This is a genomic window from Luteimonas granuli (assembly GCF_007795095.1).
Lineage (GTDB): Bacteria > Pseudomonadota > Gammaproteobacteria > Xanthomonadales > Xanthomonadaceae > Luteimonas > Luteimonas granuli.
In genome coordinates, this window is record NZ_CP042218.1 from 2,748,412 (window position 1) to 2,770,555 (window position 22,144).

21 protein-coding genes and 2 tRNA genes are annotated in these 22,144 nt (G+C 68.8%); 21 read left to right on the plus strand and 2 right to left on the minus strand.

Translation table 11 applies throughout. The features are described from left to right. The first annotated feature begins 36 nt into the window (after window positions 1-36). From accD to FPZ22_RS12865, 21 genes are all read left to right on the plus strand, one after another. Entirely contained in the window at window positions 37-927 is an 891-nt protein-coding gene (gene accD, locus FPZ22_RS12765; RefSeq protein ID WP_144893543.1) for an acetyl-CoA carboxylase, carboxyltransferase subunit beta, read from the plus strand. Further along, window positions 924-2,303, plus strand: coding sequence for a phosphoglucosamine mutase (gene glmM, locus FPZ22_RS12770; protein WP_144893545.1), 1,380 nt, complete (start codon window positions 924-926; stop codon window positions 2,301-2,303). Before accD ends, glmM begins: the two co-directional genes overlap by 4 nt. Before the next feature lie 87 nt (window positions 2,304-2,390). Further along, window positions 2,391-3,344 (plus strand): isopenicillin N synthase family dioxygenase, encoded by a 954-nt coding sequence (locus FPZ22_RS12775; RefSeq protein ID WP_144893547.1) that lies wholly within the window; start codon window positions 2,391-2,393, stop codon window positions 3,342-3,344. A gap of 112 nt (window positions 3,345-3,456) precedes the next feature. Continuing rightward, a complete protein-coding gene (tpiA, locus tag FPZ22_RS12780; RefSeq protein ID WP_144893549.1) occupies window positions 3,457-4,209 on the plus strand; it encodes a triose-phosphate isomerase in 753 nt (250 codons plus the stop codon). Between the two features lie 27 nt (window positions 4,210-4,236). Then, on the plus strand, window positions 4,237-4,686 hold the full coding sequence (gene secG / locus FPZ22_RS12785) for a preprotein translocase subunit SecG (RefSeq protein ID WP_144893551.1): 450 nt from the start codon (window positions 4,237-4,239) through the stop codon (window positions 4,684-4,686). A 64-nt stretch (window positions 4,687-4,750) separates the two neighbouring features. After that, window positions 4,751-4,835, plus strand: a tRNA-Leu gene (locus FPZ22_RS12790). 87 nt (window positions 4,836-4,922) lie between these two features. Further along, window positions 4,923-5,279 (plus strand): NADH-quinone oxidoreductase subunit A, encoded by a 357-nt coding sequence (locus FPZ22_RS12795; RefSeq protein WP_144893553.1) that lies wholly within the window; start codon window positions 4,923-4,925, stop codon window positions 5,277-5,279. Next, window positions 5,270-5,857: a NuoB/complex I 20 kDa subunit family protein gene (locus tag FPZ22_RS12800; protein ID WP_144893555.1), complete on the plus strand. Its 588-nt coding sequence runs from the start codon at window positions 5,270-5,272 to the stop codon at window positions 5,855-5,857. Before FPZ22_RS12795 ends, FPZ22_RS12800 begins: the two co-directional genes overlap by 10 nt. Then, window positions 5,850-6,638 carry an NADH-quinone oxidoreductase subunit C gene (locus tag FPZ22_RS12805; protein ID WP_144893557.1) on the plus strand — a complete coding sequence of 263 codons (789 nt, stop codon included), beginning with the start codon at window positions 5,850-5,852 and terminating at the stop codon, window positions 6,636-6,638. Before FPZ22_RS12800 ends, FPZ22_RS12805 begins: the two co-directional genes overlap by 8 nt. Window positions 6,639-6,640: 2 nt before the next feature. Beyond that, entirely contained in the window at window positions 6,641-7,939 is a 1,299-nt protein-coding gene (locus FPZ22_RS12810) for an NADH-quinone oxidoreductase subunit D (RefSeq protein ID WP_144894186.1), read from the plus strand. After that, window positions 7,936-8,463: an NADH-quinone oxidoreductase subunit NuoE gene (nuoE, locus tag FPZ22_RS12815; RefSeq protein ID WP_144893559.1), complete on the plus strand. Its 528-nt coding sequence runs from the start codon at window positions 7,936-7,938 to the stop codon at window positions 8,461-8,463. Before FPZ22_RS12810 ends, nuoE begins: the two co-directional genes overlap by 4 nt. A 14-nt stretch (window positions 8,464-8,477) precedes the next feature. Next, window positions 8,478-9,824, plus strand: a complete 1,347-nt coding sequence (gene nuoF, locus FPZ22_RS12820) for an NADH-quinone oxidoreductase subunit NuoF (RefSeq protein ID WP_144893561.1) — start codon at window positions 8,478-8,480, stop codon at window positions 9,822-9,824. Continuing rightward, window positions 9,821-12,067, plus strand: coding sequence for an NADH-quinone oxidoreductase subunit NuoG (gene nuoG, locus FPZ22_RS12825; RefSeq protein WP_144893563.1), 2,247 nt, complete (start codon window positions 9,821-9,823; stop codon window positions 12,065-12,067). Before nuoF ends, nuoG begins: the two co-directional genes overlap by 4 nt. Further along, window positions 12,064-13,173, plus strand: coding sequence for an NADH-quinone oxidoreductase subunit NuoH (gene nuoH / locus FPZ22_RS12830; RefSeq protein WP_144893565.1), 1,110 nt, complete (start codon window positions 12,064-12,066; stop codon window positions 13,171-13,173). Before nuoG ends, nuoH begins: the two co-directional genes overlap by 4 nt. Then, window positions 13,173-13,661 (plus strand): NADH-quinone oxidoreductase subunit NuoI, encoded by a 489-nt coding sequence (nuoI, locus tag FPZ22_RS12835; RefSeq protein ID WP_144893567.1) that lies wholly within the window; start codon window positions 13,173-13,175, stop codon window positions 13,659-13,661. The genes nuoH and nuoI overlap by 1 nt, the downstream gene beginning before the upstream one ends. 3 nt (window positions 13,662-13,664) lie before the next feature. Next, a complete protein-coding gene (locus FPZ22_RS12840; protein WP_144893569.1) occupies window positions 13,665-14,315 on the plus strand; it encodes an NADH-quinone oxidoreductase subunit J in 651 nt (216 codons plus the stop codon). Continuing rightward, window positions 14,315-14,638: an NADH-quinone oxidoreductase subunit NuoK gene (gene nuoK / locus FPZ22_RS12845; RefSeq protein ID WP_144893571.1), complete on the plus strand. Its 324-nt coding sequence runs from the start codon at window positions 14,315-14,317 to the stop codon at window positions 14,636-14,638. Before FPZ22_RS12840 ends, nuoK begins: the two co-directional genes overlap by 1 nt. 13 nt (window positions 14,639-14,651) lie before the next feature. Further along, complete coding sequence (gene nuoL / locus FPZ22_RS12850) at window positions 14,652-16,757, plus strand: NADH-quinone oxidoreductase subunit L (RefSeq protein ID WP_144893573.1); 2,106 nt, start codon at window positions 14,652-14,654, stop codon at window positions 16,755-16,757. Between the two features lie 13 nt (window positions 16,758-16,770). Then, window positions 16,771-18,285 carry an NADH-quinone oxidoreductase subunit M gene (locus tag FPZ22_RS12855; protein ID WP_144893575.1) on the plus strand — a complete coding sequence of 505 codons (1,515 nt, stop codon included), beginning with the start codon at window positions 16,771-16,773 and terminating at the stop codon, window positions 18,283-18,285. 28 nt (window positions 18,286-18,313) lie between these two features. Then, window positions 18,314-19,762, plus strand: coding sequence for an NADH-quinone oxidoreductase subunit NuoN (gene nuoN, locus FPZ22_RS12860; protein ID WP_144893577.1), 1,449 nt, complete (start codon window positions 18,314-18,316; stop codon window positions 19,760-19,762). Window positions 19,763-19,844: 82 nt separating this feature from the next. Then, window positions 19,845-19,921: transfer RNA gene (locus FPZ22_RS12865), tRNA-Met, on the plus strand. Between the two features lie 415 nt (window positions 19,922-20,336). On the opposite strand, the gene FPZ22_RS12870 is transcribed toward FPZ22_RS12865, so the two are convergent. Next, window positions 20,337-21,542: a glutathionylspermidine synthase family protein gene (locus tag FPZ22_RS12870; RefSeq protein ID WP_144893579.1), complete on the minus strand. Its 1,206-nt coding sequence runs from the start codon at window positions 21,540-21,542 to the stop codon at window positions 20,337-20,339. Further along, complete coding sequence (locus FPZ22_RS12875; RefSeq protein ID WP_144893581.1) at window positions 21,542-22,105, minus strand: DUF1190 domain-containing protein; 564 nt, start codon at window positions 22,103-22,105, stop codon at window positions 21,542-21,544. The genes FPZ22_RS12870 and FPZ22_RS12875 overlap by 1 nt, the downstream gene beginning before the upstream one ends. Between the last annotated feature and the right edge of the window lie 39 nt (window positions 22,106-22,144).

Sequence of the window (22,144 nt, forward strand, 5' to 3'; positions counted from 1 at the left end):
GTTCGCGGCCCGGCCCGCAAAGGATCAGAGCAACGCATGTCCTGGCTGAAGAAACTCATGCCCGCCCGCATCCGCACCGAAGGCGGCCCCTCACGCAAGCGCAGCGTGCCCGAGGGGCTGTGGGAGAAGTGCGACGGCTGCGGCGCGGTGCTTTACCGCCCGGAGCTCGAGGAGAACCTCGAGGTCTGCCCGAAGTGCGCCCACCACCGGCCCATCCGCGCCCGCGCGCGGCTGGCGGCCTTCCTCGACGCCGGCAGCGGCCGCGAGATCGGCGCCGCCCTGGGGCCGGTCGACGTGCTCCGCTTCCGCGACCAGAAGAAGTACGGCGACCGCATCAAGGCGGCGCAGAAGGCCACCGGCGAGCGCGATGCGCTGGTCGCGATGGAGGGCCGGCTCAAGGGCAGGCCCATCGTCGCCAGCTCGTTCGACTTCGCCTACATGGGCGGTTCGATGGGGTCGGTGGTCGGCGAGCGCTTCACCCTCGGGGCCGAGCGCGCACTCGAGATCGGCTCGCCCTTCGTCAACTTCTCCGCCAGCGGCGGTGCGCGCATGCAGGAGAGCCTGTTCTCGCTGATGCAGATGGCCAAGACCTCGGCCGCGCTCGGCCGCCTGCGCGCGGCGGGCCTGCCCTACATCTCGGTGATGACGCACCCGACCACCGGCGGCGTCTCGGCCTCGTTCGCGATGCTGGGCGACATCAACATCGGCGAGCCGAAGGCGCTGATCGGCTTCGCCGGCCCGCGCGTGATCGAGCAGACCGTGCGCGAGACTCTGCCCGAGGGCTTCCAGCGCTCGGAGTTCCTGCTCGAGCATGGCGCCATCGACCAGATCTGCGACCGGCGCGAACTGCGCGAGCGCATCGCCACGCTGCTGGCGATGCTGATGCGCCAGCCGGCTCCGGAGCCCGACGAGGCGGCGGCGACGTGAGCGCGGCCGGGGACGGGACCGGCAGGCGCCGCTGGTTCGGTACCGACGGCATCCGCGGTCGCGTCGGCGAGGGCCCGATCTCGGCGGACTTCATGCTGCGGCTTGGCAACGCCTACGGCCATGCGCTGACCGCGGCGGTCAAGAACGGCGGCGAGTGGCGCAAGCCGATGGTCATCATCGGCAAGGACACGCGCATCTCGAACTACATGTTCGAGGCCGCGCTCGAGGCGGGCCTGGTCGCGGCCGGCGTGGACGTGCAGCTGATGGGGCCGATGCCGACGCCGGCGGTCGCGCACCTGACGCACTCGATGCGCGCCGACGGCGGCATCGTCATCTCGGCGTCGCACAACCCGCACCACGACAACGGCATCAAGTTCTTCTCCGCCGAGGGCGAGAAGCTCGACGACGCCACCGAGCTGGCGATCGAAGCGGCGCTGGAACAGCCTTTCCGGACCGTGGCTTCCGGTGCGCTGGGCAAGGCGGTGCGCACCCGCGACGCCGTCGGCCGCTACGTCGAAGCCTGCAAGGGCTCGGTGCCGCGCAGCTTCGACCTCGGCGGCATGCGGATCGTGGTCGACTGCGCGCACGGCGCGACGTACCAGATCGCGCCTATGGTGCTGCGCGAGCTGGGGGCGCGGGTGGACGCGATCGGCGTGGACCCTGACGGCACCAACATCAACGACGGCGTCGGCTCGACGCACCCGGAGGGCCTGGCCGCGCGCGTGCGCGAGACCGGCGCGGAACTCGGCATCGCCTTCGACGGGGACGGCGACCGGGTCATGTTCGTCGACGGGGACGGCGTGGTGCGCGACGGCGACGACCTGGTCTATCTGCTGGCCTGCGACTGGCAGGACAGCGGCCGCCTGCGCGGCCCGGTGGCCGGCACGCTGATGACCAACTTCTCCCTGGAACAGGCGCTGGCGAAGCGCGGCATCGGCTTCATGCGCACCCGGGTCGGCGACCGCTACGTGCACCAGGCGCTGGTGGAGCACGGTGGCATCCTCGGCGGCGAGGCGTCGGGCCACCTGCTGTGCCTGGACCGCGCCACCACCGGCGACGGCATCGTCAGCGCCCTGCAGGTGCTGGAGGTGCTGCGCCGGCGCGGCGTGCCGCTGGCCGAGGCCCTGCGCGAGCTGCGCAAGGTGCCGCAGCGCACGGTCAACGTGCGCGTCACCAAAGGCGCGCGGCCGACCGAGGATGCGGGCGTGATGTCGGCCCTGGCCGAGGCCGAGCGCGCCGTCTCCGGGCGGGGCAGGGCGTTCCTGAGGCCTTCCGGCACCGAGCCGGTGGTCCGGGTGACCGTCGAAGCCGACGACGAGGCGCTGGTCTCCGCCACCCTGGAGCGGCTGGCGGAGGCGGTGCGGGCAGCCGTTTGACCGGCGGGATCCGCAGGGCTGCCGCCGCCGTGCGGGGTATCATGTGCGGCCCGTTTCCCGCCGAAACCGCACGTCCCCGAGCACGCCATGGCCCCGCGCATCCCGACCCTCGACATCCGCCGCTTCACCCATCCCGCCGGCCCTGCGGAGCGCCAGGCCTTCGTCGATGAGCTCGGCGCCGCGTACCGGGAGTGGGGCTTCGCGGGCATCCGCAACCACGGCATCCCGCAGACGCTGATCGACGAGGCCTACGCGGCCTTCAAGGCCTTCTTCGCGCTGCCGGAGGAGACCAAGAAGAAGTACCACGTCCCCGGTGGCGGCGGTGCCCGGGGCTACACGCCGTTCGGCATCGAGACCGCCAAGGACTCGAAGCACTTCGACCTCAAGGAGTTCTGGCACGTCGGCCGCGAGATCCCGGACGATTCGGGCTACCGCGACGTGATGCCGCCCAACCTGTGGCCCGACGAGGTGCCGGAGTTCCGCGCGAAGGGCTATGCCCTGTACCAGGCGCTGGACCACCTCGGTTCGCAGGTGCTGCGCGCGCTCGCGCTGCACATCGGCCTGCCCGAGGACTACTTCGCCGACAAGACCGACTCCGGCAACTCGATCCTGCGTCCGATCCACTATCCGCCGATCACCGCCGACGACATCCCCAACGTGCGCGCCGGCGCCCATGGCGACATCAACCTGATCACGCTGCTGGTCGGCGCCAGCGCCGCGGGCCTGGAAGTGCTGTCGCACGACGGTGAATGGGTGCCCTTCACCTCCGACGAGGACACCATCGTGGTCAACATCGGCGACATGCTGCAGCGCCTGACCAACCACGTGTACCCGTCGACCATCCACCGCGTGGTCAATCCCCCGGGCGAGCTGGCGCGCCAGCCGCGCTATTCGGTGCCGTTCTTCCTGCATCCGAACCCCGACTTCCTGATCGACGTGCTGCCGTCGTGCGTGACCGCGGACAACCCGAGCCGCTATCCCGAGCCGATCACGGCGCAGGCTTACCTCGAGGAGCGGCTGCGCGAGATCAAGCTGGCCTGAGTCGCGGACCGGGCCAGGCACCGCGCGTGCTCCGTGGAAGCGGCGCGCGCATGCAGGAACCCGCGCGAACGCCTAGAATCTCCGGCCCCGCCACACACCCCGAGGTCTGAACATGCGCGCACGCATCGTCGCCGGCAACTGGAAGCTCAACGGCAGCCGCGGCTTTGCCGATGGCCTGCTGTCGGACGTGGCGGCGGGGCTGCCGGTCGCGGGCGTGGAGGTGGTGGTGCTGCCGCCGGCCACGCACCTTGCCGCGCTGGTGGATGCGTATGGCGGCCGTGGCATCGGCTTCGGCGGCCAGGACGTCAGCGAGCACGCGGAGGGCGCGTACACCGGCGAGGTCTCGGCCGCGATGCTGGCCGACGTCGGCGCGCGCTTCGCCCTGGTCGGCCACTCCGAGCGCCGCCAGTACCACGCCGAGGACAGCGCCCTGGTCGCGCGCAAGTTCGCCGCCGCCCTGCAGGCCGGCCTCCGGCCGATCCTGTGCGTGGGCGAGTCGCGGGCCGAGCGCGAGGGCGGCGCGACCGAGGCGGCCATCGCCCGCCAACTCCGGCCGGTGCTTGACCTGGCAGGCGCGGACGGCTTCGCCGATGCCGTGGTGGCCTACGAGCCGGTCTGGGCGATCGGCACCGGCCTGACCGCCAGCCCGCAGCAGGCGCAGGACGTCCATGCCTTCATCCGTAGCGTGGTTGCTTCGCGGGATGCTAAGATCGCGAATTCCCTGCCGATCCTCTACGGCGGCAGCGTGAAGCCCGCCAACGCCGCCGAGCTGTTCGCCAGGCCCGACGTCGACGGAGGCCTCATTGGCGGTGCATCGCTGGTGGCCGCGGACTTCATGGCCATCGTGGCCGCGGCGGCCCGCTGACCGCCCGGCGCAAGAGAACCCGAGAACATGCTGCAGCTCATCCTCAACATCGCCTTCGTGCTCATCGCCATCGCGATGATCGCGCTGATCCTCATGCAGCGCGGCGCCGGCGCGCAGGCCGGCTCAGGCTTCGGTGGCGGGGCTTCGGCCACGGTGTTCGGCGCGCGTGGCGCGTCCAGCTTCCTGACCAAGTCCACCAAGTGGCTGGCCATCACCTTCTTCGCGCTGACCCTGTTCATGGCCTGGCAGGCGACGCGCACGGCGCGAGACGCCGGTCCCGTCGCCACGGACCTGGGCGTGATGTCCGAGGTGCCGGCGGCCCCCGCTGCACCGGCCGCGAACGGCGCGGTCCCCGCGGCGCCCGCCGCCACGCCCGCGCCGGAATCCACGGTCCCGGCCGTGCCCGAGGGCCAGCCGCCCGCCGCATCGCCCCCTGTGCAGGGGGAAGCGGGACAGGAAGTCCCTCAGGGCGGCTGATAGCGATTACAATGTCGCGGCTCCGCGCAGCGATCGCAGCGCGGGGATCAAGAACGAAAAAATTGCCCAGGTGGCGGAATTGGTAGACGCACTACCTTGAGGTGGTAGCGGCTTCGGTCGTGGGGGTTCGAGTCCCCCCTTGGGCACCAAACACAGCGTCGGGCGGACCGGTCACGGTCCCGCCCGGCAAAAGCAAGCACAGGGTCGCGAATGCGGCCCGCAGTCGAGAGAACATCGTGCTGGCCGAGTACCTGCCGTCCCTGTTGTTCCTGTTCGTCGCCACCGGAATCGGTGTCGCCCTGATCCTGATAGGCAATACCCTCGGGCCGAAGTTCCACTTCGACGAGAAGTACACTGCCTTCGAGTGCGGCTTCCCCGCGTTCGAGGATTCGCGGATGCAGTTCGACATCCGCTACTACCTGATCGCCATCCAGTTCATCGTCTTCGACCTGGAAATCATCTTCATCGTGCCCTGGGCCACAGTGTTCCGTGAACTGGGCGTGCTCGGCCTGATCGAGATGGGCATCTTCGTCGGCATGCTGCTGATCGGTTTCATCTACGTGTGGAAGAAGGGAGCGCTCGAATGGGAGTGATCCAGGCTGCGCGCAGCCTTGCGGATGCAGCGAGCAATCCGCTGTCCGAAGGTCGCGTCGACGACATCCTGCGCCCCGAGGGCGAGAACCCGGTGCTGGAGCAGGGCTTCGTCACCACGAGTTCGGACATTTTGCTGAACTGGGCGCGGACGGGTTCGATGTGGCCGGTGACCTTCGGCCTGGCCTGCTGCGCGGTGGAGATGATGCATGCGGGCGCCGCACGCATCGACATGGACCGCTTCGGCGTGATCTTCCGCCCGTCGCCGCGCCAGTCCGACGTGATGATCGTCGCCGGCACGCTGTGCAACAAGATGGCGCCGGCGCTGCGCAGGGTCTACGACCAGATGCCCAACCCCAAGTGGGTGATCTCGATGGGCAGCTGCGCCAACGGCGGCGGCTACTACCACTACTCGTACTCGGTGGTGCGCGGCTGCGACCGCGTGGTGCCGGTCGACATCTATGTGCCGGGCTGCCCGCCGACGGCCGAGGCCCTGGTGCACGGCATCCTGCAGTTGCAGCGCAAGATCCGCCGTTCGACCAACTTCGGCGACGAGAAGACGGGACAGCGCAATGTCTGAGTCCGCGACCGCGTTCGCCGCGCGCCTGCGCGCGCGTTTCCCGCAGGCCTTCGTCGACGTCACGCTGCCGCGTGGCGAGGTCGGCATCGTGCTGGCGGCATCGGAATGGCGCGAGTCCTGCCGCGCGCTGCGCGACGAGTTCGGTTTCGAGGTCCTCGCCGACCTCTGCGGCGTCGACCACCTGGGCTACGGCACCGACGAGTGGGACACCGACGTCTCCTCGGAAGGCTTCAGCCGCGGCGTCGAGGGCAGGGGGCCGGGCCGCTTCCGCTACGGCGAGTCCTTCACCCGGCAGCTCGAGCAGCCGGACGGAGAGGGCGCGATCCCGCTGCCCGAGAACCGCTTCTCGGTGGTGGTGCAACTGCTCTCGATCGGCAACAACCGCCGCCTGCGCGTGACCTGCTTCGCGCCCGACGACGTCCTGCCCGTGGTCGACTCGCTGTGCGACGTCTGGCCGGGCGTGAACTGGTTCGAACGCGAGGCCTTCGATCTGTTCGGCATCGTGTTCCCGGGCCATCCGGACCTGCGCCGGCTGCTCACCGACTACGGCTTCATCGGCCATCCGTTCCGCAAGGATTTCCCGCTGATCGGCAACGTAGAAGTGCGCTACGACCAGGAGAAGGGGCGCGTGGTGTACGAGCCGGTGACGTCGGTCGAGCCGCGGGTGCTGGTGCCCCGCGTGATCCGCGACGACGCCCGCTACCAGACCACGGCAGGCGAGGCCCGCGACCTCAGGGTCGGCACGGTGCGCGGCCATGGCGTCGCAGGAGAGAGCAAGTGAGCATGCAGCCCCCGAGCGAGCTGCTGGCGAGCAACCCTTCCGAGGCCCGCCAGGAGATCCGCAACTACACGCTGAACTTCGGCCCGCAGCACCCGGCGGCGCACGGCGTGCTGCGCCTGATCCTGGAGATGGACGGCGAAGTCGTGCAGCGCGCCGACCCGCACGTGGGCCTGCTCCACCGCGGCACCGAGAAGTTGGCCGAGTCCAAGCCGTTCAACCAGTCCATCGGCTACATGGATCGCCTCGACTACGTGTCGATGATGTGCAACGAGCACGCCTACGTGCGCGCGATCGAGGCCCTGCTGGGCATCGAGGCGCCCGAGCGCGCGCAGTGGATCCGCACGATGTTCGACGAGATCACGCGGATCCTGAACCACCTCATGTGGCTCGGCTCCAACGGCCTCGACCTCGGCGCGATGGCGGTGATGCTGTACGCGTTCCGCGAGCGCGAGGAGCTGATGGACGTCTACGAGGCGGTCAGCGGCGCGCGCATGCACGCGACCTACTACCGCCCCGGCGGCGTCTATCGCGACCTCCCGGACCGCATGCCGCAGTACCGCGAGTCGCCGTGGCGCAAGGGCGAGAAGCTCAAGCGCTTCAACGAGTGGCGTGGCGGCTCGATGCTCGACTTCCTGGAAGCCTTCACCAGGGACTTCCCGACGCGCATCGACGAGTACGAAGTACTGCTCACCGAGAACCGGATCTGGAAGCAGCGCACCGTCGGCATCGGCGTGATCAGCCCCGAGCAGGCCAAGGCCTGGGGCATGTCGGGGGTGATGCTGCGCGGTTCGGGCATCGAGTGGGACCTGCGCAAGAAGCAGCCCTACGCCAAGTACGACGCGGTCGACTTCAAGGTGCCGGTGGGCACCAACGGCGACTGCTACGACCGCTACCTGGTCCGCGTGGCCGAGATGCGCGAATCCAACCGGATCATCGCCCAGTGCGTCGACTGGCTGCGCGCCAACCCCGGCCCGGTGATGGTCGACAACTTCAAGGTCGCCCCTCCTTCCCGCGAGGAGATGAAGGACGACATGGAAGCCCTGATCCACCACTTCAAGCTGTTCTCCGAGGGCTATTGCGTGCCCGCCGGCGAGACCTACCAGGCCGTCGAGGCGCCGAAGGGCGAGTTCGGCTGCTACCTGGTCAGCGACGGCGCCAACAAGCCGTTCCGCGTGCACCTGCGCGCCCCCGGGTTCGCGCACCTGTCCTCGATGGACTCGGTGGTGAAGGGGCACATGCTGTCCGACGTCGTGGCGATGGTCGGCACCTATGACCTCGTCTTCGGAGAAGTGGACCGATGAAAGCGACCGGCAACTTCGAGAACGCGCGCAACGTCGACCCGCTGGAAGTGCTCAGCGACGACACCCGCGCGCACATCGACCACTGGGTGGCCAAGTTCCCGCCCGACCGCAAGCGCTCGGCCGTCATCCAGGGCCTGTTCGCGACCCAGCAGCAGAACGGCGGCTACCTGACCGACGAGCTGATCGCGGCGGTGGCGAAGTACCTCGGCATTCCGCCGGTCTGGGCCTACGAGGTCGCGACCTTCTACTCGATGTTCGAGACGCGGGAGGTCGGCCGCAACAACGTCGCCTTCTGCACCAACATCAGCTGCTGGCTCAACGGCGCCGAGGAACTGGTCGCGCACGCCGAGAAGAAGCTCGGCTGCAAGCTGGGCGAGACCACCGCCGACGGCCGCGTCTACCTCAAGCGCGAGGAAGAGTGCGTGGCCGCGTGCTGCGGCGCCCCGGTGGTCGTGATCAACGGCCATTACCACGAGAAGCTCGACGCGGCGAAGGTCGACGAGCTGCTCGACGGACTGAAGTGAGGCTGGACGCAGGCATGGCGCATCACACTCCCCACGTCTCAGAAGGCTACGGCCCCGTCGGCCCCGCGCCGAAGGAGCACCAGGCCGTCTACACCACGCTGCATTTCGACAAGCCGTGGTCGTACGAGAACTACCTCAAGACCGGCGGCTACCAGGCGCTGCGCAAGGTGCTGACGGAGAAGATCCCGCCGGCCGAGATCATCGAGATGGTCAAGCAGTCGGGCCTGCGCGGCCGCGGCGGCGCGGGCTTCCCGACCGGCCTGAAGTGGAGCTTCATGCCCAAGGGCGACATGCAGAAGTACATCCTCTGCAACTCCGACGAATCCGAGCCCGGCACCTGCAAGGACCGCGACATCCTGCGCTACAACCCGCACTCGGTGATCGAGGGCATGGCGATCGCCTGCTACGCCACCGGGTCCACGGTCGCCTACAACTACCTGCGCGGCGAGTTCCACCACGAGCCCTTCGAGCATCTCGAAGAGGCGCTGGCGGAGGCGTATGCGCACGGCTGGCTGGGCAAGGACATCCTCGGCAGCGGCGTGGACATCGACATCCACAACGCGCTGGGCGCCGGCGCCTACATCTGCGGCGAGGAAACCGCGCTGATGGAGTCGCTGGAAGGCAAGAAGGGCCAGCCGCGCTACAAGCCGCCGTTCCCGGCCAACTTCGGCCTGTTCGGCAAGCCGACGACGATCAACAACACCGAGACCTATGCCTCGGTGCCGGCGATCATCCGCAACGGTCCCGAGTGGTTCGCGGGCCTGGGCAAGCCCAACAACGGCGGCTGCAAGATCTTCTCGGTCTCGGGCCACGTGATGAAGCCGGGCAACTACGAGGTCCGCCTCGGCACGCCGTTCGCAGAGCTGCTGGAGATGGCCGGCGGCCTGCGTCCGGGCCGCACGCTCAAGGGCGTGATCCCCGGTGGTTCGTCGATGCCGGTGCTGCCGGGCGAGACGATGATGGGCCTGACGATGGATTACGACGCCCTGCAGAAAGCGGGCTCGGGCCTGGGTTCGGGCGCGGTGATCGTGATGGACGACAGCACCTGCATGGTGCGCGCCTGCCAGCGCATCTCGCGCTTCTACTGGCAGGAATCCTGCGGCCAGTGCACGCCCTGCCGCGAAGGCACGGGCTGGATGTACCGCATGGTGAGCCGAATGGTGGAAGGCAAGGCGACGATGGAGGACGTCGAGATGCTGCGCGCGTCCGCCGGCCAGATCGAGGGTCATACCATCTGCGCCTTCGGCGAGGCCGCGGCCTGGCCGGTGCAGGGCTTCCTGCGCCACTTCTGGCACGAGTTCGAGTACTTCATCGAGCACGGCCGCTCGATCGTCGACGGCAACCGGGAGGTCGCGGCATGAGCGCGCAGCCCGTGAACCCGAGCCTGCCGCCCGACCACGTCACCGTCTTCATCGACGGCGTGGAGCTGGCGGCACCCAAGGGCTCGATGATCATCCAGGCCGCCGACAAGGCCGGCATCCCGATCCCGCGCTTCTGCTACCACGACAAGCTCGCCATCGCGGCCAACTGCCGCATGTGCCTGGTCGAGGTGGAGAAGATGGGCAAGCCGGCACCGGCCTGCGCGACCCCGGTCATGGACGGCATGCGCGTGCAGACGCGCAGCGACAAGGCGCTGAAGTCGCAGCGCAACGTCATGGAGTTCCTCCTGATCAACCATCCTCTCGACTGTCCGGTCTGCGACCAGGGCGGCGAGTGCGAACTGCAGGACCTGTCGCTGGGCTACGGCCGTTCGGTCAGCCGCTTCGCCGAGCGCAAGCGCGTGGTCGCCGACGAGGACCTCGGCCCGTTGGTGGCCTCCGAGATGACGCGCTGCATCCACTGCACGCGCTGCATCCGCGTCACCGCCGAGATCGCGGGCACCTACGAGCTGGGCGGCATGCAGCGCGGCGAGAGCCTGCAGATCGGCACCTACGACGGCAAGCCGCTGACCACCGAACTGTCGGGCAACGTGATCGACGTCTGCCCGGTGGGCGCGTTGACCAACAAGGTGTTCCGCTTCCGCGCCCGCCCCTGGGAGCTGATCGCGAAGGAATCGCTGGGCTACCACGACGCGCTTGGCAGCAACCTGTTCCTGCACGCCCGCCGGGGCGAGGTGATGCGCACTGTCCCGCGCGACAACGAGGCGGTCAACGAGTGCTGGCTGTCCGACCGTGACCGCTATTCGCACCAGGGCATGTACGCCGATGACCGCGCCGTGCGGCCGCTGGTCCGCGTGGCCTCGAACGGTGACGAAGGCGACTGGCGCGAGGCCAGCTGGGACGAGGCACTGGCGAAGGCGGCGCAGATCCTGCGCGACAACGCCGCGGACGACCTCGGCATCCTGGTCCACCCCGCGACCCCGAACGAGGAGGGCGCGCTGATCGCGCGCCTGGCCGAGGGCCTGGGCACCGGCAACCTGGACCACCGTATCGCCCAGCATGACCTGTCCGACGGCGCCGTGGCCGAGGCCTTCGGCATGCCGGTCGAGGACATCGAGAAGGCCGACGCCATCGTCATCGTCGGCAGCAACCTGCGCCACGAACTGCCGCTGGTCAACCAGCGCGTGCGCAAGGCGTGGCGCGCCGGCGCGAAGGTGCACGTGGTCAATCCGGTGGACTTCGAGTTCACCTTCGACATCAGCCACAAGGCGATCGTCGCGCCGTCGAGGATCGCCGACGCCCTGGGCTCCGGTGAGCTGGCCGGGGCGCTGAAGGACGCGGCGCGTCCGGTGGTGATCGTCGGCGCGCTCGCGGAGTGCGGCATCCATGCCGCCGCCATCCGTCGGGCCGCCGCGGATCTCGCCGGCCGTGCGAACGCCGCACTGTGCCGCGTCCCGCAGGGCGCGAACGCGGTCGGCCTGGCGCGCCTGGGCGTGCTGCCGGCCTCGCGCGACGCCAACGCCATGCTGGCGCAGCCGCGGGCGGGCTACGTGATCTACGGCATCGAGCCGGGCCTCGACTTCGCCGACCCGGCGGTGGCGATGCAGGCCCTGGCTGGCGCGCAGGTCGTGGCCTTCAGTCATTTCGCCTGCCAGTCCACCCGCCGTGTGGCCGACGTGATCCTGCCCATCGGCCTGCTTCCGGAACTCGACGCCAGCCTGACCAACCTCGACGGCCGCGAACAGCGCACCGTCGCCGGAGGCAAGCTGCCGGGCGAGGCGCGACCCGGCTGGAAGGCCCTGCGCGCGCTCGGCGGCGTGCTCGGCGTCGAAGGCTTCGACTTCGTCGACTTCGCCGGCGCACGGGCGCTGGTGCAGCCGCGCCAGGTCCAGGTCGCGCGCGGCGCGGCTCCCGCTGCGGCCGGCGGAGGCCTCGAACTCGCGGTGGCCCAGGCGATCTACCGCGTCGACGGCGTCACCCGTCGCGCCGCGGCGCTGCAGGCGCACCCGCTGACGGTCGGGCCGCGAATCACCCTCAACCCCGATGACGCATCGGCCGCCGGCGTGGCTGACGGTGCGATGGCGCGGGTGTCCAACGGTGCCGGCACCGGCACCCTGCAGGTCGCCATCAGCGCGGGCGTCGCCCGCGGCACGGCCCTGATCGAATCCGGCTATGGCGCCACTGCCGCGCTCGGCGCTGGCACGGTGCGGGTGGAGGCCGCATGAGCACGACCACGACCAACACTTCCACCGTGCTGCTCGGCTGGCTCGAGCCGGTCCGCTCGTGGCTCGAGTCGCTCGGACCGATGGGCACCGTCGTCTGGCTGGTGCTGCTGATCCTGGCGATCATGATGCCGGTGATCACCACCGTGGCGTTCTACGTGGTCTGGGAGCGCAAGCTGATCGGCTGGATGCACATCCGCCACGGGCCGATGTACGTCGGTTTCGGCGTGCTGCAGGCCTTCGCCGACGTCTTCAAGCTGCTGTTCAAGGAAGTCATCCGGCCCAGCAGTGCGCACAAGGTGCTCTACATCCTGGCCCCGATGATCACCATGGTGCCGGCGCTGGCCGCCTGGGCCGTTGTGCCCTTCGACACAGGGATGGTGCTGTCCAACGCCAACGTCGGCCTGCTGTACCTGCTGGCGATGACCTCGATGGGCGTGTACGGCGTGATCATCGCCGGCTGGGCCTCGAACTCGAAGTACGCCTTCCTCGGCGCCATGCGCTCGGCGGCGCAGGTCGTCAGCTACGAGATCGCGATGGGCTTCGCCCTGGTCGGGGTCATGGTCGCCGCGGGCAGCCTCAACCTGACCGAGATCGTGATGGCGCAGTCCGGCAACGGAGGCTTCCTGGAATGGTTCTGGGTGCCGTTGCTGCCGCTGTTCGTCGTCTACTTCGTATCCGGCGTGGCCGAGGTCAACCGGGCGCCGTTCGACGTGGTCGAGGGCGAGAGCGAGATCGTGGCCGGCCACATGGTCGAGTACTCGGGCTCCGTGTTCGCGCTGTTCTTCCTGGCCGAGTACGCGAACATGATCCTGGTGAGCTTCCTCACCGCGATCTTCTTCCTCGGCGGCTGGCTGTCGCCGGTCCCGGCGGCGTGGATCCCGGATGTCCCGGTGCTTTCGGTCGTGCTCGGTGACGGCTGGTGGTGGCTGTTCGCCAAGGTGTTCTTCTTCGCCAGCTGCTTCATCTGGTTCCGCGCGACCTTCCCGCGCTACCGCTACGACCAGATCATGCGCCTGGGCTGGAAGGTGTTCATTCCGCTGTCCATCGCCTGGATCGCGGTGACGGCGCTGATGGCGTACTTCGGCGTGTTCGAGGCAGGTGCGTGATGGACAAGTTCGTATCCCGGGCCCGGAGCCTGCTGCTGGTCGAGATGATCCAGGGCATGGCGCTGACCTTCAAATACCTGTGGCGCCCCAAGTACACGATGATGTACCCGATGGAGAAGATCCCGCAGTCTCCGCGGTTCCGCGGGCTGCACGCGCTGCGCCGCTACCCGAACGGCGAGGAGCGCTGCATCGCCTGCAAGCTGTGCGAGGCCGTGTGCCCGGCGCTGGCGATCACGATCGACTCCGAGCAGCGCGAGGACAACACGCGCCGCACGACGCGCTATGAGATCGACCTGTTCAAGTGCATCTTCTGCGGCTTCTGCGAGGAGTCGTGCCCGGTGGACTCGATCGTCGAGACCCACATCCACGAGTACCACTTCGAGAACCGCGGCGAGAACATCGTCACCAAGCCGCAGTTGCTTGCGATCGGCGACCGCCTGGAGGCGGAGATCGCCGAGCGCCGCGCCGCCGACGCCGCATACAGGTAAGCCATGGACTTCGTACAGTTCGCATTCTTCGCATTCGCCGCGCTCGCGGTCGGCTCCGCCGGCGCCGTGATCAGCGCGCGCAGCCCGGTCCACTCGGCGCTGTTCCTTGTGCTGACGTTCTTCAGCGTCGCCTGCACCTGGATCATCGCCGGCGCCGAATTCCTGGGCGTCGCCCTGGTGATCGTCTACGTGGGCGCGGTGATGGTGCTGTTCCTGTTCGTGGTGATGATGCTCGACATCGACCTGGTGTCGATCAACGAAGGCTTCGTGAGCCACCTGCCGATCGGACTCGTGGTGGCGGTGGTGATGCTGCTCGAGCTGCTGGCGCTGATCGGAGTCATGGCCTTCGTCCAGACACCACTGTCGCCCATCGTGCCCGAGGCCGAGGTATCGAATACCGCCTGGATCGCGCGCCGCCTGTTCACGGACTTCCTGCTGCCGTTCGAGGTCGCCGCGGTGATCCTGACGGTGGCGGTGGTGGCCGCGGTCACGCTGACGCTGCGCCGCCGCCCGGGCACCAAGCACCAGATCGTGGGCGAGCAGGTGCGCACGCGCCCCGGCGACCGCCTGCGCATGCTCGACATGCCGGTATCGGTCCACGTCGCCGACGACCCGCCGGCGCCCGCCGCCCCCGTCGACGGGGAGGAGAAGTAATGGAGTTCCTCGGACAGGGCCTTGCGCTCGGCCACTACCTGACGCTTGCCACCGTGCTGTTCTGCATCAGCGTGGCCGGCATCTTCCTGAACCGGAAGAACGTCATCATCCTGCTGATGTGCATCGAGCTGATGCTGCTCTCGGTGAACATCAACTTCGTCGCCTTCTCGCGCGAGTTCGGCGACGCGGCGGGGCAGGTCTTCGTGTTCTTCATCCTCACCGTGGCCGCGGCCGAGGCCGCGATCGGCCTGGCGATCCTGGTCACGCTGTTCCGCAACCGGCGCACCATCAACGTCGCCGAACTCGACACGCTGAAGGGCTGACGGAATGCCTGGCATGGATATCGTGATTTCCAAGACCGTACTGCTGGCGATCGTGCTGGCGCCGCTGTTCGGCGCCATCGTCGCCGGCCTGTTCGGCCGCCAGGTCGGCCGCGTGGGCGCGCAATCGGTGACCATCCTCGGCGTCGCGGCGAGCTGCGCGCTGTCGTGCTACGTGCTGTGGCAGCTGATCCAGGGCGCGGCGCCCTTCAACGAGAACGTCTACACCTGGTTCTCGGTGGCGGGCTTCGAGGCGCACGCCGGCTTCATGGTCGACAGGCTGACCGCGATGATGATGGTGGTGGTGACCTTCGTCTCGCTGCTGGTCCACGTCTACACGATCGGCTACATGGCGGACGATCCGGGCTACCAGCGCTTCTTCAGCTACATCAGCCTGTTCACCTTCTCCATGCTGGCGCTGGTGATGGCCAACAACTTCCTGCAGCTGTTCTTCGGTTGGGAAGCGGTGGGCCTGGTGTCGTACCTGCTGATCGGTTTCTGGTTCAAGCGCCCGACCGCGGTGTTCGCCAACCTGAAGGCTTTCCTGGTCAACCGCGTCGGCGACTTCGGCATGTTGCTGGGAATCGCCGGCGTGGCGTACTGGTTCGGGACCCTGGACTACGCCACGGTGTTCGCCAATGCCGGCCCGGTCCTCGGCGGCGGGCAGGTCATCGAGATCTTCGAGGGCCATGCCTGGTCGGTCGCGACCCTGATCTGCATCCTGCTGTTCATCGGTGCCATGGGCAAGTCGGCGCAGGTGCCGCTGCACGTGTGGCTCCCGGACTCGATGGAGGGCCCGACCCCGATCTCGGCGCTGATCCACGCCGCGACCATGGTCACCGCCGGCATCTTCATGGTGGCGCGCATGTCGCCGCTGTTCGAGCTCAGCGAAGTGGCGCTGCAGTTCATCCTCTTCATCGGCGCCACCACGGCCTTCTTCACCGGCCTGATCGGCATCGTCCAGAACGACATCAAGCGCGTGGTGGCGTACTCCACGCTGTCGCAGCTCGGCTACATGACCGTGGCGCTGGGCGTGTCCGCGTACTCGGCGGCCGTGTTCCACCTGATGACCCACGCGTTCTTCAAGGCCCTGCTGTTCCTGGGCGCGGGCTCGGTGATCATCGCCATGCACCACGAGCAGGACATGCGCCGCATGGGCGGCCTGCGCAGGTACATGCCGATCACCTTCTGGACCATGGTGATCGGCACCCTGGCCCTGGTGGCGACGCCGTTCTTCAGCGGCTTCTATTCCAAGGACACCATCATCGAGGCGGCGAAGTACGGCGCCGAGGGGATGGGCTGGGTCGGCACGTACGGCTACTGGGCGGTCCTGCTGGGTGCGTTCGTGACCTCGTTCTACAGCTTCCGCCTGCTGTACCTGACCTTCTTCGGCCGGGAACGCTTCCGCGACGCGGCACCCGCGCACGAGGATGCGCACGGCAAGCACGATCACGAAACCCATCACGAGCCCTCGAGCCTCGACGCCTACGGCCATGACGACCATGGCGTGCACGAGCCGCGCGAGTCGCCCTGGGTGGTGACCCTGCCCCTGGTGCTGCTGGCGATCCCCTCGATCGCGATCGGCTTCTTCACCGCCGGCCCGATGCTGTTCGGCACCGACTGGAGCGGCAGGGAGCAGGTGCTGCCGTTCTTCCTCGGCGCCATCGAGGTGCTCCCGCAGCACGACACCCTGGCGCGCATCGCGTCCGAACTCTGGCACGGTCCGGTGGCGTTCGCGCTGCATGGCTTCCTCACGCCCGCGTTCTGGCTGACGCTCGCCGGCTTCGTGCTCGCGACGGTCATGTACTGGTGGCGTCCGGAGCTGGCGGCGAAGGCCCGGCGTGCATTCGCGCTGCCGGTCAAGGTGCTCGAGAACAAGTACTGGGCGGACGACTTCTGGATCGGTGGCCTGGCCGGCGGCAGCCTGCAGCTGGGCAAGGCCTCCGACCTCGTCGACCGCCGTGCGATCGACGGCGTGGCGGTGAACGGCACCGCCGGTTTCATCGGTCTCGCGTCGCGCGTCCTGCGCCGCCTGCAGTCGGGGCGCCTGTACGACTATGCATTCACGATGATCGTCGGCCTGATCGTGCTCCTGGCCGTGCTCATCCACCACTGGACCTGACGGAAGACGATACGTGTCGAACTGGCCTCTCCTCAGCCTCCTCATCTGGCTGCCGATCATCGGCGGTGCGGGGGTGCTCGCGCTCGGCAACCGCGCCGGCGCCGCCCGCTGGCTGTCGCTGGCGATCGCCCTCGTGGTGCTCGCCATCAGCATCCCCCTGTTCACCGGCTACGACGCCTCGGCGGCCGCGGCCACGATGCAGTTCGTCGAGGCCCGGGAGTGGATCCCGGCCTATGACATCCAGTACCACCTGGGCGCGGACGGCATCTCGGTCGCGCTGATCGTGCTGACCACCCTGGTCACGGTGCTGGTGCTGATCGGGGCCTGGACCTCGATCGACAAGCGCGTCAGCCAGTACTACGCCTCGATGCTGATCCTCGAGGGCCTGATGATCGGCGTGTTCTCGGCCGTGGACGCGATGCTGTTCTACGTGTTCTTCGAGGGCATGCTGATCCCGATGTTCATCATCATCGGCGTCTGGGGCGGGCCGCGTCGCGTGTACGCGTCGGTGAAGTTCTTCCTGTACACCTTCCTCGGCTCGGTCTTCATGCTGGTCGGCCTGGTGTACCTCTACCTGAAGTCGGGCAGCTGGCAGCTGCCCGACCTGTACGCGCTGCCGCTGACCGCGACCGAGCAGATGTGGCTGTTCTTCGCCTTCCTGATCGCGTTCGCGGTCAAGGTGCCGATGTTCCCGGTGCACACCTGGCTCCCGGACGCGCACGTCGAGGCGCCCACCGGCGGTTCGGTGATCCTGGCGGCGATCATGCTGAAGATCGGCGGCTACGGCTTCCTGCGCTTCAGCCTGCCGATCACGCCCGACGCCGGCCACGAGTGGGCCTGGCTGCTGATCGCGCTGTCGCTGGTGGCGGTGGTCTACGTCGGCCTGGTGGCGCTGGTCCAGCAGGACATGAAGAAGCTGATCGCGTACTCCTCGGTCTCGCACATGGGCTTCGTGACCCTGGGCATCTTCATCGCCTTCGCGCTGGTGCGTGACACCGGCAACCCCGAGGCCGCGCGCCTGGGCATGCAGGGCGCGATGGTGCAGATGGTTTCCCACGGCTTCGTATCGGGCGCCATGTTCTCCTGCGTCGGAGTGCTGTACGACCGCATGCACACGCGCATGATCCGGGACTACGGCGGCGTGGCGAACGTGATGCCGGTGTTCGCGGCGTTCTACGTGCTGTTCGCGTTCGCCAACTCCGGCCTGCCGGGCACCTCCGGCTTCGTGGGTGAGTTCATGGTCATCGTGGCCTCGTTCCAGCATCATCCGCTGATCGCCTTCGTGGCCGCCATCACCCTGATCCTGGGCGCCGGCTACACGCTGTGGCTGGTCAAGCGCGTGATGTACGGCGAGGTCGGCAACGCGCACGTCGCGGAGATGAAGGACATCAACGGCCGCGAGGCCCTCGTGCTTGGCGTGTTCGCCGCGGGCGTTCTGCTCATCGGCTTCTACCCCAGGCCCCTGACCGACCTGATGGAACCGTCCATCGCGCAGCTGGCGGGCATGCTCGCCAACAGCAAGCTTTGAGGAATGTGACGCGATGATGCCTGGAGCGATGACCCCTCCCGTCCGGACGCTGGCCGACATCGCGCCGCTGGCGCCCGAGCTCGTGGTCGTGATCGGCGCGTTCGCGCTGCTGATGCTGGACCTGTTCATCGGCGAGCGCCGCCGGGTCGTGACCCACGGCCTGGCCGTGGCCGTGCTGCTGGCCGCCGCCGCCATGATCGTCGCCGGCGTGGGCGGGCACGGCATGGTGCTGGCCGACATGTTCGTGCGCGACACCGTCGCCGATGTGCTGAAGGTGATCATCCTGGTGATCACCGCGGCCTCGCTGGGCTATGCCTGGCCGTTCATGCAGGAGCGCGGCCTGTACAAGGGCGAGCTGCCGGTCCTGGTGCTGTTCGCGACGCTGGGCATGATGCTGCTGGTCTCGGCGCCCAACCTGACCACGGTCTACGTCGGCCTGGAACTGCTTGCGCTGTGCCAGTACGCACTGGTCGCGATCGACCGCGACAATCCGGTCGCTTCCGAAGCGGCGATGAAGTATTTCGTGCTCGGCTCGCTGGCATCCGGCCTGCTGCTGTTCGGCATGTCGCTGGTCTACGGCGCCACCGGCAGCCTGGACCTGTCCGCGATCAGCAGCGCCGCGGCCACCGTCGAAGGCGGGACCCGCACCCTGCTGCTGACCGGGACGGTGTTCCTCGTGGTCGGCATCTGCTTCAAGTTCGGCGCTGCGCCTTTCCACATGTGGCTGCCCGACGCCTACCACGGCGCACCGACCCCAATGACCCTGTTCATCGGTTCGGCGCCCAAGCTCGCGGTGTTCGGCATGGCCTACAGGCTGCTCGAGTCGGGTGTCGGCCCGCTGCAGGACCAGTGGCAGCTGATGCTGGCCCTGATCGCCGCGCTGTCGCTGGTGGTCGGCAACGTGTTCGCGATCGCCCAGACCAACCTCAAGCGCATGCTGGCGTACTCGACCGTCTCGCACGTCGGCTTCCTGCTGCTCGGCCTTGCCGGCGGCGGCGCCGAAGGCTACGCCGCGGCGATGTTCTACGCGATCAGCTACGCGGTCATGGCCGCCGCGGGCTTCGGTGCCATCGTGCTGCTGTCGCGGCGCGGCTTCGAGGCCGACCGCATCGATGATTTCAAGGGCCTCAACGCCCGAAGCCCGTGGATGGCGGCGATGGTCCTGGTGATCATGGCCTCGCTCGCCGGCGTGCCGCCCTTCCTCGGCTTCTGGGCCAAGCTCGTGGTGCTGCGCGCGGCGATCGGCGGCGACATGCTGTGGCTGGCGATCGTGGGCATCGTGTTCGCGGTGGTGGGCGCGTTCTACTACCTGCGCGTGATCAAGGTGATGTACTTCGACGAGCCTGCCGGCGAGGCCATCGAGGTCCGCGACAACGGCCCGTTGAAGGTGCTGTTCTCCGCCAACGCGCTGGCCCTGCTGGTGCTGGGCATCGCATGGAATCCGATCATGGCCCTGTGCCAGGCGGCGTTCGCCTGATCGCGCGCTGAGCGTCCGCAGGCGCGCGACGCGATCGCGGGCTTGCAAGACATCCGGCATTCCGTCATAATTGTCGGCCTGCTGCGGGGTGGAGCAGTCTGGCAGCTCGTCGGGCTCATAACCCGAAGGTCGCAGGTTCAAATCCTGCCCCCGCTACCAGTTTTGCAGCAGTCCGAACGGCGCGCCTGATACCAGGCGCGCCGTTCTTTTTGGTTCCTCGTCAGGCTCCGGGACGCGGGCGTGCAGTCGCCGCGTTGTTGCACCCGGGAGCGGCTCCGTTGTGGTCTGGCGCCAGTCCCGCGCTCAGGAGCGGCTCCCTTCTGGTCCGCGCAGCCCGTCCCGCGCACAGGGGGTGTGCTCCCCCGGCCGTCTCCGCGTCCTGCTCCCATCGGCCGGCCGCCGGCCATCCATGGCCGGCTGTCCGCACACCCCCTGTACGCGGGACGGGCTCCAACGTTCTGCGGCTTCGGGACGGAAGATCAAGAGCGGTCGCGAGCAGGGCGGCGCGCACTCACATCCGATCCGCCTGCGTCCGCGGCGGACTCCAGGGGAACGTCTCCCCGATAACGTGCCCTCAGGCCTCCAGGACCATCCGCCCGCGGCTTCCGCGACGGTCACGCCCCTCGCCAACGATCACATGCGGCACGAAGCGCGCGGTGTCGCGGGTGATCGGCGAATCGTCTTCGCGAATGCCCATGCCGCAGGCGCGGTCGCCCACGACCCAGCTGCCGATCAGCGGATACGCGCCGCCATGCTCGGGGAGCGCGTGCAGCGCCTGGCGGATGGCGGGGCCGCCATAGGGACCGGGCTGGTGCAGCGTGCGGCCGTCGGAAAAGCGCATCTCGATGTTCGCGCCTTCGCGCGAGAACAGGGGTTTGCGCACCCAGCCGCCGGGCAGCGGGGCGGCGCCGTCGTCGAACTCGGCCGGCAGGAGATTCGGATGGCCGCGATGGCGCTCCCACAGCAGCGGCAGCACGCCCTTGTTGCTGAGCAGCAGCTTCCAGGCCGGCTCGAGCAGCCGCATGCCCGAGCCGGGCAGGGCCTGCGCGAACTCGTCGGCGAACAGGTCCTCGAGCGGGTAGAGCTTGAACAGGCTGGCGATCACCACGTCGTCGCCCGCGGTGAAGCGGCCATCGGCCGCCAGTCCGATGTCCTCGATCGCCACCGTGCCCGACTCGATGCCGGCCTGCGCGGCGCAGTCGCGCAGGTAGTCGACGGTGCCCTGGTCCTCGGCGCTGCCCTGGGAGGCGGCGAAGAACAGGGGCCGCGGCAGCCTGCCGCCGATCTCGGCGAAGCGCTCCACCAGGGCCTCGTGGATGGCGTTGAACTGGTCGGCGTCCGGCGGCAGGGCGCCGGATTCGCGTTGCCGCTCCAGCCAGTCCCACTGGAAGAAGGCCGCCTCGAACAGCGAAGTCGGGGTGTCGTAGTTGAGCTCGTACAGCTTCGCCGGGCCGCGGCCGTCGTAGGCCAGGTCGATGCGCCCGTAGAGGTGGGGATCGCGGCGCCGCCAGCTGTCGGCGACCTGGTCGCGGGCAGCCATCGGGATCGCCAGCCGTTCCATCAGCTCCTGGCTGCCGGCAGCCTCGGCCGCGAGTTCCATCGCCATGGAGTGCAGCTCGGCGCTGGGGTCCTCGATGTCGTCCTCGATCTGGCGCAGGTCGAAGGCGTAGTACGCGCTTTCATCCCAGTACGGGGCGCCGTCGATGGTGTGGAAGGCGAAGCCGCAGTCCGCGGCGCGCCGGCGCCAGTCCGGGCGTGGCTCGATCGCGATCCGGCGCATCAGCCGCCGGCGCTGCGGCCGGCGCCGGAACGGCCGAAGCCGCCGCGGCGCACGGTGGGCGCACGATCGGGCTGTAGGTCGGTGCGGGCGAGGGCGATGGCGCCACCGGGGCCCGCCTGGGGACGCAGCCAGCCCGACTGGTTGGAGAGGAAGGCGGGCGCCGCGCGCGTATTGCCCGCCGCCGCCGCCGGCGCGCCCGAAGGCGCGGGGCCGGGAGCCATCGCGCCGCCGCGGCCGCCGAGCATCTGCGAGAGCACGAAGCCGGCCATCATCGGTCCGACGAAGCTGCCACCTGCGCTCTGCCGGGTCTCGCACCGGCCCTCGCCGAACTCCGCCTCGCATTCGGCCACCGACGCGTAGCGCGGCGCGACGGCGTCTGCCTGGGCCTGCGCCTGGTCGAAGGCCTGGCGGCACATCGATGGATTCATGGTTTCGGTCGCGCAAGCCTCGACCGAGGTGAACAGGCCCTCCGATGTCTGCACTTCGGGCTGCTTCGCGCAGGCCACCAGCAGCAGCGGGGCCGAGCCCATGAGGACGAGAGCGGTCTTGCGGGAGCGTTTCATCGAAGCATTGCACCGGCGCATGGCTGGACGCCAAGATTA

Bases quoted from the DNA above. Each gene is read 5' to 3' on its own strand.
- accD (WP_144893543.1), top strand. From the start codon at position 37: ATGTCCTGGCTGAAGAAACTCATGCCCGCCCGCATCCGCACCGAAGGC.
- FPZ22_RS12775 (WP_144893547.1), top strand. From the start codon at position 2,391: ATGGCCCCGCGCATCCCGACCCTCGACATCCGCCGCTTCACCCATCCC.
- tpiA (WP_144893549.1), top strand. From the start codon at position 3,457: ATGCGCGCACGCATCGTCGCCGGCAACTGGAAGCTCAACGGCAGCCGC.
- secG (WP_144893551.1), top strand. From the start codon at position 4,237: ATGCTGCAGCTCATCCTCAACATCGCCTTCGTGCTCATCGCCATCGCG.
- FPZ22_RS12800 (WP_144893555.1), top strand. From the start codon at position 5,270: ATGGGAGTGATCCAGGCTGCGCGCAGCCTTGCGGATGCAGCGAGCAAT.
- FPZ22_RS12805 (WP_144893557.1), top strand. From the start codon at position 5,850: ATGTCTGAGTCCGCGACCGCGTTCGCCGCGCGCCTGCGCGCGCGTTTC.
- FPZ22_RS12810 (WP_144894186.1), top strand. From the start codon at position 6,641: ATGCAGCCCCCGAGCGAGCTGCTGGCGAGCAACCCTTCCGAGGCCCGC.
- nuoE (WP_144893559.1), top strand. From the start codon at position 7,936: ATGAAAGCGACCGGCAACTTCGAGAACGCGCGCAACGTCGACCCGCTG.
- nuoF (WP_144893561.1), top strand. From the start codon at position 8,478: ATGGCGCATCACACTCCCCACGTCTCAGAAGGCTACGGCCCCGTCGGC.
- nuoG (WP_144893563.1), top strand. From the start codon at position 9,821: ATGAGCGCGCAGCCCGTGAACCCGAGCCTGCCGCCCGACCACGTCACC.
- nuoH (WP_144893565.1), top strand. From the start codon at position 12,064: ATGAGCACGACCACGACCAACACTTCCACCGTGCTGCTCGGCTGGCTC.
- nuoI (WP_144893567.1), top strand. From the start codon at position 13,173: ATGGACAAGTTCGTATCCCGGGCCCGGAGCCTGCTGCTGGTCGAGATG.
- FPZ22_RS12840 (WP_144893569.1), top strand. From the start codon at position 13,665: ATGGACTTCGTACAGTTCGCATTCTTCGCATTCGCCGCGCTCGCGGTC.
- nuoK (WP_144893571.1), top strand. From the start codon at position 14,315: ATGGAGTTCCTCGGACAGGGCCTTGCGCTCGGCCACTACCTGACGCTT.
- nuoL (WP_144893573.1), top strand. From the start codon at position 14,652: ATGGATATCGTGATTTCCAAGACCGTACTGCTGGCGATCGTGCTGGCG.
- nuoN (WP_144893577.1), top strand. From the start codon at position 18,314: ATGACCCCTCCCGTCCGGACGCTGGCCGACATCGCGCCGCTGGCGCCC.
- FPZ22_RS12870 (WP_144893579.1), bottom strand. From the start codon at position 21,542: ATGCGCCGGATCGCGATCGAGCCACGCCCGGACTGGCGCCGGCGCGCC.
- FPZ22_RS12875 (WP_144893581.1), bottom strand. From the start codon at position 22,105: ATGAAACGCTCCCGCAAGACCGCTCTCGTCCTCATGGGCTCGGCCCCG.